Genomic DNA, 11,719 nt, shown 5'->3' on the forward strand with positions numbered 1-11,719 from the left:
CCGCCATGTGGAACAGCGAAATCACTGCATCCTGGCTGGCGGGCTTCGGCATCTGCCTGTCGCTCATCGTGTCGATCGGCGCGCAGAACCTGTATGTGCTGCGCCAGGCCGTCAACGGCCAGCATGTGCGCGCCTGCGTGGCCTGGTGCGTGGCGAGCGACGCGCTGCTCATAGCCCTGGGCGTGGCCGGCATGGCCCAGGTGCTGGGCGCGCGGCCGCAGCTGGCCTACTGGCTGACGCTGGGCGGCGCCGTCTTTCTGCTGGGCTACGGCCTGCTGGCATTCTGGCGCATGGTGGCGGCGCCGGATGCGCAGGTGCAGGCCGACGTGGACGGCGGCCGGGCGGGCCAGCGCGCGTCGCGCAGCCTGCTGGGCGTGCTGGGGGCGCTGATGGCGATCACCCTGCTGAACCCGCATGTCTACCTGGACACGGTGGTGCTGGTCGGCTCGATAGGCGCGCGCCAGCCGGGGCTGCTGAAATGGGTCTTCGTGCTGGGCGCGGCCAGTGCCAGCCTGGGCTGGTTCGTGCTGCTGGCCTGGGCCGGCCGGCGCATGCAGAAGCTCTTCGCCCGCCCGATGGCCTGGCGCGTGATGGACGGGCTGACCGCGGTGATGATGCTGGCCCTGGCCTGGTGGGTGTGGGGCAGCCTGGATGCGCTGGCCGTATGATGCTATCTATTTAAGAGCTGCTGGCGCTTGTGAATCGGGCGCTGGAGCCTGTTTTGAGCTAAATCGCAGCATTGCCGCCCGGCCTGCCTGGGCGCCACTATGATGGCGGCCATGTCACATTCTCTCGTGCAGCGCGTGCTGCCGTCGCTGGCCGTGCTGGGCTCGGTCGTCTCGCTGTGCCTGGGCACCAGCTTTGCCAAGCACCTGTTCCCCATCGTTGGGGCACAGGGCACCACGGCGCTGCGCGTGGGCTTCTCGGCCGTGCTGCTGCTGGCCATCTGGCGGCCGTGGCGCTTCGGGCCGAGCCGGGCCAACCTGAAGCAGATTGCCTGCTTCGGCGTGGCGCTGGGGCTGATGAACCTGCTGTTCTACATGGCGATCAAGCGCCTGCCGTTTGGCGTGACGGTGGCGATCGAGTTCGTCGGCCCGCTGTCGGTGGCGGTGTGGACCTCGCGCCGCTGGCTGGATTTCGTCTGGCTGGGGCTGGCGGTGCTGGGGCTGTTTTTGCTGCTGATCCTGCCGCTGTTCGGCACGAACTTCGGGCTGCTCGATCCGCTGGGCATCGCGCTGGCGCTGGCCGCCGCGGCCTGCTGGGCCACCTACATCGTGCTGGGCAAGCGCGCCGGGCAGATGCACGGCGGCATGGTGGTGTCGCTGGGGCTGCTGTCGGCGGCGCTGGTGGTCGTGCCTTTCGGCGTGGCCGAGGCGGGCGCCAAGCTGCTGCTGCCCGAGATGCTGCTCTATGGCGTGGCGGTGGCGGCGGTGTCGAGCGCGGTGCCGTACTCGCTGGAGATGTTCGCGCTCAAGCGCCTGTCGCCCGGCGCCTTCTCGACCATGCTGGCCACCGAGCCGGCGGTGGCGGCCATTGCCGGCATGCTGGTGCTGGGCGAGCACCTGACGCTGGTGCAGTGGATGGCCATCGCCGTCATCATGGCCGCGGCCATGGGCAGCGCGCTGACGGCGCAGCCGCAGCAAAAATAATAGCTTCTAGCGCTTGTCATTCAACCGATTCAAGGATAAAAGTACCTGAATCGCTTGCCTATCAAGCGCCAGCAGCTCCTTTTTTTGATCAGTTCTCGTCAGCCCACTCGACCCGCGCGCCCAGACTCTGCAGGTTCTCGACGAAGTGCGGGTGCGCGCGGCGGATGGGCGTGGCGTTGCGGATCTCGGAGCGGCCCTCGATGCTGGCCGCCACCATGAAGAGGGCTATCGCCACGCGGATGATGTAGGGGCTCTCGACCACGGCCGGCGTCAGCGGGTTGCCGCCCAGCGTGACGATGCGGTGCGGGTCGGACGAGAACACGTGGGCGCCGAACTTGGACAGTTCGCCCGTCCAGCCCAGTGCGCCGTCGTAGACCTTGTTCCAGAACATGGCGTTGCCCTGGGCGCGCACGCCCAAAGCGATGAAGATGGGCAGCAGGTCGACCGGGAAGTAGGGCCAGGGCGCGGCCTCGACCTTGGTCAGCACGTTGCTGGTGAAGGGCGTCTCCACCTTCAGCGGGCCGCTGCGCAGCGCGCGTGACCAGCCGTCCTTGTGCTCGATGTGCACGCCGAACTTGGCGAAGGTGCGGTCGATCAGCGGGAAGTTGTCGGGCTTGCGGTTGCGCACCTCGATGTCGCCGTTGGTGATGGCGCCCAGCGCGAGGAAGGTGGTGATCTCGTGGAAGTCTTCCTCGAAATGGAACTCGCCGCCGCCGAGCTGGCGCTGGCCGTGCACCGTCAGGCGCGAGGTGCCGATGCCCTCGATCCGGGCGCCCAGCATCACCATGAAGCGGCAGAACTCCTGCACATGCGGCTCGCAGGCCGCGTTGGTCAGCACCGAGGTGCCTTCGGCGGTGGCGGCGCAGAGCACGAAGTTCTCGGTGGTGGTGACCGAGGCGTAGTCCAGCCAGTGCTGGTTGCAGGTCATCGAGCCGGCGGTGCGGATGATGAGCGAGCCCTCGCCGCGCTCCACCGTGCCGCCGAAGCGGCGGAAGACGTCGATGTGCGGATCGATCTCGCGCACGCCCAGCGTGCAGCCCTTGACGTTGTCCTCCAGCCGTGCCACGCCGAAGCGCGCCAAGAGCGGCGGCACCAGCATGATGGACGAGCGCATCTCCTCGGGCAGGTGGTGCTTGCACTCGTCGAAGTGCGTGGCGTGGTGGTGCAGGCGCAGCACGCCGCTGCCGTAGTCCATCTGCACCTCGCTGCCGAGCTGCGCGAAGATGGCCAGGATCTTGCGCACGTCGGTGATGTCGGGGATGCCGTGCAGCGTGAGCGGCTCGTCGGTCAGCAGCGTGGCGCACAGCACGGGCAGGACGGCGTTCTTGTTCGACGAGGGATTGATGCGGCCGTGGAGGGGCGTGCCGCCGTGCACGATCAGTTTGGACATGGGGAGAGACGATTCGCTAACAGCAGAGAATGGCGCATGGTACAGGAGCGCCCAAGCGAAAAGGCACTGCCATGCAGTGCCTTTTGTAAACAGGGGTCAATATGGCCCCCGCAGGTGGTTGGTCAGAAAGCCGGGACGACGGCGCCCTTGTACTTTTCGCGGATGAACGTCTTCACGTCGTCGCTGCGCAGCGCCTTCGTGAGCTTGGCGATGGCCGGATCGTTCACGCGGTCGGTGCGCGACACCACGATGTTGGTGTAGGGCGAATCGGCGCCTTCGATGAACAGCGCGTCCTTGGTCGGGTTCAGCTTGGCCTCGATGGCGTAGTTGGTGTTGATCAGGGCCAGGTCCACGTCGGCCAGCGCGCGCGGCAGCAGCGGGGCTTCCAGTTCCTTGAACTTCAGCTTCTTGGGGTTCTTCGCTACGTCCAGCGGGGTCGGCGTCAGGCTCTTGGGGTCCTTCAGCTCGATCAGGCCCTGCTTGGCCAGCAGAATCAGCGCGCGGCCGCCGTTCGACGGATCGTTGGGGATGGCGATGGTGGCGCCGTCCTTCAGCTCCTTGATGTTCTTGATCTTGCTCGAATACGCGCCGAAGGGCTCGACGTGGATCTTGCCGTTGGCCACCGCGGCCAGCGTGCTCTTGTGGTCCTTGTTGAAGCTGTCGAGGTAGGGCTGGTGCTGGAAGAAGTTGGCGTCGAGCTGCTTGTCCTGCACGGCGGCGTTCGGCTGCACGTAGTCGGAGAACTCGCGCACCTGCAGGTCCACGCCCTCGGCCTTGAGCTTGGGCTTGACGAAGTTCAGCAGTTCGGCGTGGGGCACGGCGGTGGCGCCGACCTTGAGCACCACATCGGCCGCCTGGGCGGCAAAGGCGAAGGAAGCGATCGCCAGGGCGGAAAGCGTTTTCTTGAACATAGAGGGTGATCGGTTTGTCGTTGAAACAGGTGGCCCGAAGTCTAGCGCCAATTCGCGGCGGTGGAAAAGATCAAAAGGTGATTTGGTTATGAAGGAGTGGATATTTATTCCAATTGATTGTTTGGAGGCGGCGGGAAGCCCCAAAGACAGCGGCAGGCCAGAGGACCTGCCGCGGGTTTCAAGGGGGAGGGGGCGCGATCAGCCGCGGTCAGTCCCGGCGCGGACGCTGCGCCGGCGCACCAGCAGGGCGGCCAGACCCAGCAGCCCGCTCATCGCGGCCAGGCCGGCCATGCCCAGCGTGGGGATCGCCGCGGGTGCCGGTGGCGCTGCCTTGCGGGTGTTGCTGAAGGTGCAGACCACGGCGCCTTCGAGCGGCACGGTGAAGCTGCTGTCGGTGGTGCCGGTGACGCCGCTCACGCCGGTGCACGCCAGGCTGGAGTTGTAGTTGGCCAGGTTGGCACCGGTGCCCGCCAGCTCGGCCACCTGTGCGGTGCTGCCCGCCGGCACGACGATGGCCGCGGTGCTGCCGTTGTTGCCCACGTCCGTGGCCTGGGTCGTGCCGTTGACCTGCAGGTTGAACTTGCCGCTGTCATTGCCGGGGGCGAGCAGTTTCTTCACCGTCACGGTGTTGGTCTTGCGGGTGTTGGTATAGGTGCAGGTGACCGGGGCATTGGGCATGGTGAAGCTGCTGGCCGTGGTGCTGCCGCCTTCCCAGGTGCAGCTCAGCGCGGCGCTGTAGTTGGCCAGGTCGGTGCCGGTATAGCCGGCTTCGCCGACCTGCACGGTGCTGCCCACCGGCGTGCCGACCGCGGCGGTGCTGCCGTTGTTGCCGATGTTGGTGGCCTGCACGGTGCCGTTGACCAGCAGGTTGAACCTGCCGTCGTCATCTGTGGGCGCCAGCGTCTTCTTTACCGTCACGGTATTGGTCTTGCGGGTGTTGGTGAAGGTGCACGCGACGGCACCGCCCTCGGGCATGGTGAAGCTGCCGCTGGTCGTGCCGCTGACGCCTTGCACGCCGGTGCAGCTCAGGGCCGAGGTGTAGTTGGCCAGGCTGGTGCTGCCGTTGGCAGCTTCGCCAACCTGCACGGAGGCGCCTGCAGCCACGTTCTGCAGCGACACGGTACCGCCGTTGCCGATGGCCTGGACCGATGCTTGGCTCTGTCCGGCCTGGATCGACAGGTCGAACAGGCCAGGATCGCCAGCGGTCAGGCTCTTGAGCACCGTCACGGTGCCTGCGGCCGGCGCCTTGGTGTTGGTGAACTCGCAGGAGACATGGTGCACGGCGTGCGAGAGGTTGATCGTCACGCCATTGGTTGCCGGCGTGGTGGCCAGCGGCACGGCGGCGCCCGAGGACATGTCCGAGCACTGGGCGCCCTGGAAGTTCCAGCCTGCCAGCGGCGTTTCGGTCACGGTGTAGGCCAGGCCGCCCTGGCTCACGGCGGCGGTGATGACCTGCGAGCCGTTGTTGCCCAGGCTGAAATTCGGCGAGGCGGGATCCACGACGCTGCCGCCCTGACCGGCGCTCACGCTGAAGTCAAAGGCCTCGTTGGTGGCGGTGGGCGCCTTCTTGGTGACGGTGATCTGCCCCAGGAAGGGGTAGTTGGGGGCGACCACATCGGGGCGGCTGCACTTCGACTTCGCACTGGGCTCCAGCAAGTCGACATCGCTTTCCTGGTTGCCCCAGTAGATCATCGCGGGGATCTTCAGGCTGCCGTCGCCTTGGGGCTGGCACTGCACTTGGACCGAGGCAAAGGTCTGCGACGAGGTCACGTTCTTCTGGGCGTCGCCGTACAGGTCATTGTTGAGGTTCAGGTAGGTGGAGCCATTGTTCGGCGCCGGCGAGGTGGGGAACACCTGGCAGGAGTTAGCCTGGGCGGGGTTGCTGAACCACACGCCCACGTCGTAGCGCGACTGTGCCGAGGTGCCCGAGGAACTGATGGTGACGGGCACTCCCACCTGCGAGCCGATCACGCAGGGCACGTTCGAGGCCACGGCGAGCGAGTCGCCGTTCGAGTCGGCGGCCACGCAGTTGTAGCCGTTGCCGGCCCCCACGGAGCAGTTGTTGCGAATGATCTGCCCTTGGGCCAGTGGCCAGGTTGCGGCCAGCGCCAGGCCGGCGATCCAGGTGCCCAGGACGGAGACCCTGCGTTTCGGAGATCGGATGCTTCCCCGCGGATTTAGCTGGGAACGGAGAGGCGGGTGGAAAAGGCCGTTGCGCTGGCTGAAGAGTCTGCTGTCCTGGATATCACTCATGCTGCTTCCCTCGACGTGGGTGGGGTGTGCCATGGCGGTGGCATACCGTGCTGGGGGGCGCTCGATAACCGTTTGCTAACGATGTATCAGAGTGATTCGATAGTCATTGTTTTGTTAATATGTGAAAATAGCCCATACGTACTAATGGTGGGCTGCAGCAGAGAATAAGACCCAGGGGTGTTTTTTAAAAAATGTTAAAAAACATTGTGTTGTGATATTTTTCTGGCAATATAAAAGCGAATGCCGAGAGGGTGGTGATTAGTACATATGTACTAGTTAAATTTGTATTAAATTGTGAGTTGTGTGTAATGATTGTGGCATGAGTGCTTCGTCGAGAAAGGAGCGCATTGGCATGACTCGATCTCTACCTTCCGTGCTGCTGGTTGACGACCACCCCTTGTTCAGGCAGGGGCTGCGCATGGTGCTGTCCGCCAGCGACCGTGTGCAGGCCGATTTCCACGAGGCGGGCTCCATCGCCGAGGCGCTGGCGCTGGGTGCATGGGTCGACCTGGTGCTGCTGGACATCAGCATGCCGGGCGGCGACGGGCTCAGCGGCATTGCGCGGCTGCGCGCGCACTGGCCCGGCGTCTACGTGGTGATTCTTTCGGGCTACGACCACCAGGAGCTGATGCAGTCGGCGGCGCGTAGCGGCGCGGCGGGCTTCATGTCCAAGACCCTGGCGCCCGAGGCCATTTGCATCGAGGTGCAGCAGTGGCTGCAAAGAAGGCAGGACGGTGGCCTGTTCGATGCCACGACCGCGCACATGCCCTCGCCCGTCGCGGTCGCCCGGGGCCATGCCTTGCCGCCGCGCCAGTACGAGGTGCTCAAGCTGGTGGCCCAGGGCTTCAGCAACAAGGCGATCGCCAAGCGGCTGGAAGTGAGCGAACACACGGTGCGCAACCAGGTGGTGGCGATACTGCGGCATTTCGGCGCGCAGACGCGGACCCAGGCCGTGGCGGCGGCCCAGCGCCAGGGCGTGCTGCCCATCGCATTCATCGAATAGAAACGGGTGCATGGTCTTCCCCCATGGGTGATTCAGCCCATGGCTTTTGCCACACAATGCATGGGTGCGTACCATGCCGGCGGGGAGAGGGACTATGGGGGGCGAAGCCACGAAGATCACGACTGCATCGATGAGCGGATGCCGGCATGCACTGCGGCGCGCGCGGCGATGCGGACTGGCGCTTGCGCTGTGGCTGCTGGCGGCCGGCAGCCCGGCATGGGCGGCCTCGGATCTGGTGCGCATCGGTATCCAGCTCGAACCCTCGTCGCTCGATATCACCACGACCAGTGCTGCCACCGCCAGCGAGATCACCTATGCCAATGTCTATGAGGGGCTGACCTATATCGACGGCTCCGGCCAGGTGCGCCCGCGGCTGGCCACCGAGTGGAAGCTCAGCGAGGATGGCAAGGTGGTGGATTTCACGCTGCGCAAGCAGGTGGTCTACCACGACGGCAAGCCGTTCAATGCCTATACGGCGGTGTCCAGCCTGCGGCGCATGCTGAAGATGACCAATGCCAACGCCTATCTGGAGTGGTTCGACAAGATCGAGTCCGTCGAGGCCAATGGCGAGCATGTGCTGCGCATCCGCCTGTCGGCGCCCGACGGCCTGCTGACCTATGCGCTGGCGCTGCCGGGAGCCGTGCTGGTACACCCCGACACCGCGCAAACCAATGCGCTGCAGCCCGTGGGCACGGGGCCGTACCGGGTGCAGAACTGGGAGCGCAACCGCCTGGTGCGTCTGGTGCGCAATGCCTCGTGGTGGGGGCCGGCGCGGCCGCAGATCCGCGAGGCGCAGTTCCTGTTCATGAGCACCTCGTTCGAGACCGAGAGCATGCTGGCCGAGGGCCGCATCGACGCGCTCAGCAGCGTGACGCGGCTGACTGGGGCGTTTGCGTCGCGCTCCGACTACGTGATGAGCTCGCGCGGCGTGGAGGGCAAGCAGATCGTGGCGCTGAACAATGCGCGCGCGCCGCTGAGCGATATCCGCGTGCGCCGCGCGCTCAGCCACGCCATCAACCGCCGCGAGTTCCGCGACATATACGGCCAGCTGGTCAGCGCCGTGCCCATAGGCACGCATTTCTCTCCCAACCACCCGGCCTACGTGGACCTGGTGAACCGCTATCCCTACGACGTGGCCAAGGCCCGCGAGCTGCTGCGCCAGGCCCAGGTGGAGCCCGGCACCGTGCTGCGGCTGGCCGTGCCGCCCACCGACTATGGCCGCTACGGTGGCCTGATCGTGGCGCGGCAGCTCGAGGCCATCGGCCTCAAGATCGAGATCGTCACCATGGGCTGGCCGACCTGGCTGGAAGATGTATTCAAGAAGAAGGACTACGACATGACGCTGATCATGCATGTGGAGCCCATGGACCTGAACATCTACGCCCGTGGCGACTACTACTTCAACTACGACAACCGGGCCTTCCGGCCGATCTGGGAGAAGGTGCGCAGCGCCCGCAGCGAAGCCGAGCGCAACGAGTGGCTGGCGCAGGCGCAGCGCCAGGTGACGGAGGACGCGGTCAACCTGTTCATCCAGATGCGGCCCGAGCGCAACTTCATCCGCCGCGGCCTGGCCGGCATGTGGGAGCATTGCCCGGTACCGGTCTTCGCCATCGAGAACCTGCGCTGGCAGAACTGAAGGCCGCCGGCCTCCTGCCTCCCCATCCTTCCGAACCTGCTTCCACGATATGTCCGGCAACCAGAAACTCGGCAAACTGCTGGTCACTACCCGGCTGCTCATCATCCTGACCATGGTCGCGGTGGGCATCGCGCTGGTATTCGTGTTCGCCATTCAGGGGCTGCGGCGCACCGACCAGGAGGTGCGGCACCTGGCCAACGTGGAGATGGAGCAGCTCGTCACCAGCACCCGGCTGATGCAGCAAAGCGAGATGGTGGCCAGCTACGCGCGCCTGGTGGGGCAGAGCAACAACCAGAGCGAGCAGCGCCTGAACATGATGGAGCTGACCGACCGCATGCTCTGGCTGGACAAGCTGGTGATGGAGCTGAGCATCGGCAACGAGCTGCCGCAGCTCGGGGGCGAGCTGCTGTCGGCGCGCGAGGCGCTGAAGACCAAGGTGGACCAGCTGAGCAAGATGGTGTTCGAGCCCTCGGTCTATGGGCGCAGCGAGTCCCGGATCAATGCGCTGGTGCAGGACAGCCAGGCGCGCGCCACCGAGCTGTCGCTGCTGGCCAGCCATGTGTCGGCCGACCTGCGCCGCCAGCTCAACCAGCGCGGCCGCCAGCTGTCGCAGGACGTGGCCAGCCAGCAGGAGCGCCTGAACTGGCTGGTGACGGGGCTGATCCTGGTCGTGATCTTTGCCGGCCTGTACGTCGAGGCCTCGGTGTCGCGCCGCATCATGGCGTTGCAGCGCGAGGTGCGCAAGGACGAGTTCGGCGGCATCCAGGGCAAGCCGTCGGAGAACCGCGGCGACGAGATCGACCAGCTGGCCACGGCCATCGCCTCGTACAAGAAGCACCTGGACGACCACGCCCGCGCGGCCCAGCACGCGGTGCGCGCCAAGAACCGCTTCCTGGCCGGCGCCAGCCACGACCTGCGCCAGCCGGTGCAGGCGCTGAACCTGTTCCTCGAAACGCTGCGCGGTTCGGGCCTCACCGCCGCGCAGGCCAACATCCTCGAGCAGGCGCGCGCCGCGAGTGCGGCCAGCCGCGAGATGCTGGACACGCTGATGGACTACTCGCGCATCGAGGCCGGCGTGCTCGACCCCAAGTTCCAGGCGGTGGCGGTGGCGCCGCTGCTGCGCCGGCTCGAGAAGGAATACGGCCCGCAGGCCGACGCCAAGGGGCTGGTGTTCCGCGTGCGCGACAGCGAGGACTGGGTGCACACCGACCAGACCCTGCTGTTCATGCTGCTGCGCAACCTGGTGTCGAACGCGCTGCGCTACACCGAGCACGGCGGCGTGCTGATCGCCGTGCGCAAGCGGCGCAACCAGCGCTGCATCGAGGTCTGGGACACCGGCATCGGCATCGATGCTGCCAACCACGAGCTGATCTTCCAGGAGTTCCGCCAGGTCGAGGACAACGGCCTGGGCAGCAAGGGCATGGGCCTGGGGCTGGCCATCGTGCGCGAGCTGGCCGACATGCTGAACGCCAAGGTCGGTATGGCGTCGTACCTGGGGCGCGGCAGCGTGTTCCGCGTCACGCTGATGGCCGATGCGCAGCCGGCCAACACGCCTGGCATGACGGCCAACCTGTGGGAGGAGGCGAGCGAGAGCAGCTACCTGCCGCTGCCGGGCCTGCGCGTGCTGGTGGTGGACGACGAGCCGCTGGTGCGCGCCGGCCTGTGCAGCATGCTGGAGCAGTGGCAGTGCGACGTGCTGGGCGCGGGCACGGTGGGCCAGGTGCAGCGCCAGCTCAGCCGCGCCGTCGAGGCGGGCGGCCCGCTGTGGGACGTGGTGCTGACCGACCTGCGCCTGTCCAAGACCGAGGACGGCGGGCAGGTCATCCGCTCGGTGCGCGATGCCGTGGAGCAGCACCCGCAGTGGCAGCAACTGCCGGAGTTCTTCATCCTGACCGGCGACACGGCGCCGGAGCGGCTGCAGATGGCGAACCGGCTGGGCGCGGCGCTGATGCACAAGCCCATCGATCCGCATGCGCTGCACATTCGGCTGAGCCACGAATGGCTGCGCCGGCACCAGCAGCCAGAGTTCAGCCCAGCACCTGCAGCAGCTGATCCAGGCCACCCTGGTTGATCGCCACCTTGGCCTCGGCGCGCACGCGGGGCTTGGCGTGGAAGGCGACCGACACGCCCACCTCGCGCATCATCGGCAGGTCGTTGCTGCCGTCGCCCACGGCGATGCACTGCTCGGGCGAAATGCCCATCAGCGAGGCCAGGCCCAGCACGGTGCGGCGCTTTTCGTCGCCGTCGCAGATGTCGCCCCAGGCCTGCTCGACCACGTTGCCGGTAAGCTTGCCGTCCTGCACCTCGAGCACGTTGGCTCGCACGAAGTCGATGCCCAGCAGCTCGCGCACATGCTCGGCGAAATAGGTGAAGCCGCCGGACACCAGCAGCACCTTCAGGCCCGCGGCGCGGCAGGCATCGACCAGGGTCTTGGCGCCGGGCGTGAGCTGCAGGCGCTCGGCGCGCACGCGCTCGATGTCCGCCATGGGCACGCCCTGCAGCAGCGCCAGGCGCTGGCGCAGGCTCTCCTTGTAGTCGGCGATCTCGCCGCGCATCGCCGCCTCGGTGATCGCGGCCACCTCGGCCTTCTTGCCGGTGATGTCGGCGATCTCGTCGATGCACTCCATGGTGATCAGCGTCGAGTCCATGTCGAAGGCGATGAGCTTGTAGTCGGCCAGGCGGGTGGAGGGGAGCTGGCCTTTGATTTCGAGGGCGGGTGCGGTGGACATGGGGGAAGGCTTTCTGAAAGTGGGCGGATTCTACTGGTATTCAAAAAAGAGAGCTGCTGGCGCTTGCCGTGCAATGCATTCAAATACTTTTGATATTGAATGGATTGGATATCAAGCGCTGCAAGCTCTCTTTTTGATAGTGATTGCG

Annotated in this window: 9 protein-coding genes; 5 read left to right on the plus strand and 4 right to left on the minus strand. The window is 66.2% G+C overall.

The window, feature by feature from the left end; genetic code table 11:
- Positions 1-5 precede the first annotated feature (5 nt).
- Positions 6-668, plus strand: a complete 663-nt coding sequence (locus ACYVKR_RS11525; protein WP_460481049.1) for a LysE/ArgO family amino acid transporter — start codon at positions 6-8, stop codon at positions 666-668.
- A 111-nt stretch (positions 669-779) separates the two neighbouring features.
- A complete protein-coding gene (locus ACYVKR_RS11530) occupies positions 780-1,649 on the plus strand; it encodes an EamA family transporter (protein ID WP_460481050.1) in 870 nt (289 codons plus the stop codon).
- Positions 1,650-1,737: 88 nt separating this feature from the next.
- Here the strand turns inward: ACYVKR_RS11530 and ACYVKR_RS11535 are convergent, their stop codons facing one another.
- The 3 genes from ACYVKR_RS11535 to ACYVKR_RS11545 form a co-directional block, all read right to left on the minus strand.
- Positions 1,738-3,039: a UDP-N-acetylglucosamine 1-carboxyvinyltransferase gene (locus ACYVKR_RS11535; RefSeq protein WP_460481051.1), complete on the minus strand. Its 1,302-nt coding sequence runs from the start codon at positions 3,037-3,039 to the stop codon at positions 1,738-1,740.
- A gap of 122 nt (positions 3,040-3,161) precedes the next feature.
- Positions 3,162-3,950 carry a MetQ/NlpA family ABC transporter substrate-binding protein gene (locus ACYVKR_RS11540; RefSeq protein WP_460481052.1) on the minus strand — a complete coding sequence of 263 codons (789 nt, stop codon included), beginning with the start codon at positions 3,948-3,950 and terminating at the stop codon, positions 3,162-3,164.
- Positions 3,951-4,148: 198 nt separating this feature from the next.
- A complete protein-coding gene (locus tag ACYVKR_RS11545) occupies positions 4,149-6,002 on the minus strand; it encodes a prealbumin-like fold domain-containing protein (protein WP_460481053.1) in 1,854 nt (617 codons plus the stop codon).
- 553 nt (positions 6,003-6,555) lie between these two features.
- On the opposite strand from ACYVKR_RS11545, the gene ACYVKR_RS11550 reads away from it, so the two are divergent.
- The 3 genes from ACYVKR_RS11550 to ACYVKR_RS11560 all read left to right on the plus strand — a co-directional run bounded on the left by ACYVKR_RS11550 (position 6,556) and on the right by ACYVKR_RS11560 (position 10,913).
- On the plus strand, positions 6,556-7,206 hold the full coding sequence (locus tag ACYVKR_RS11550; protein ID WP_460481054.1) for a transcriptional regulator: 651 nt from the start codon (positions 6,556-6,558) through the stop codon (positions 7,204-7,206).
- A 94-nt stretch (positions 7,207-7,300) separates the two neighbouring features.
- A complete protein-coding gene (locus ACYVKR_RS11555) occupies positions 7,301-8,842 on the plus strand; it encodes an ABC transporter substrate-binding protein (RefSeq protein WP_460481055.1) in 1,542 nt (513 codons plus the stop codon).
- A 49-nt stretch (positions 8,843-8,891) separates the two neighbouring features.
- Positions 8,892-10,913 (plus strand): ATP-binding response regulator, encoded by a 2,022-nt coding sequence (locus ACYVKR_RS11560; RefSeq protein ID WP_460481056.1) that lies wholly within the window; start codon positions 8,892-8,894, stop codon positions 10,911-10,913.
- Here ACYVKR_RS11560 and serB read toward each other — a convergent pair.
- Positions 10,870-11,571 carry a phosphoserine phosphatase SerB gene (serB, locus tag ACYVKR_RS11565; RefSeq protein ID WP_460481057.1) on the minus strand — a complete coding sequence of 234 codons (702 nt, stop codon included), beginning with the start codon at positions 11,569-11,571 and terminating at the stop codon, positions 10,870-10,872. The genes ACYVKR_RS11560 and serB overlap by 44 nt on opposite strands.
- Between the last annotated feature and the right edge of the window lie 148 nt (positions 11,572-11,719).

The sequence above is a fragment of the Comamonas humi genome (assembly GCF_054782535.1).

Excerpts from the sequence above, each read along its gene's own strand:
- ACYVKR_RS11550 (WP_460481054.1), top strand. The coding sequence starts at position 6,556 with ATGACTCGATCTCTACCTTCCGTGCTGCTGGTTGACGACCACCCCTTG.
- ACYVKR_RS11525 (WP_460481049.1), top strand. The coding sequence starts at position 6 with ATGTGGAACAGCGAAATCACTGCATCCTGGCTGGCGGGCTTCGGCATC.
- ACYVKR_RS11540 (WP_460481052.1), bottom strand. The coding sequence starts at position 3,950 with ATGTTCAAGAAAACGCTTTCCGCCCTGGCGATCGCTTCCTTCGCCTTT.
- ACYVKR_RS11555 (WP_460481055.1), top strand. The coding sequence starts at position 7,301 with ATGGGGGGCGAAGCCACGAAGATCACGACTGCATCGATGAGCGGATGC.
- ACYVKR_RS11530 (WP_460481050.1), top strand. The coding sequence starts at position 780 with ATGTCACATTCTCTCGTGCAGCGCGTGCTGCCGTCGCTGGCCGTGCTG.
- ACYVKR_RS11560 (WP_460481056.1), top strand. The coding sequence starts at position 8,892 with ATGTCCGGCAACCAGAAACTCGGCAAACTGCTGGTCACTACCCGGCTG.
- ACYVKR_RS11535 (WP_460481051.1), bottom strand. The coding sequence starts at position 3,039 with ATGTCCAAACTGATCGTGCACGGCGGCACGCCCCTCCACGGCCGCATC.
- serB (WP_460481057.1), bottom strand. The coding sequence starts at position 11,571 with ATGTCCACCGCACCCGCCCTCGAAATCAAAGGCCAGCTCCCCTCCACC.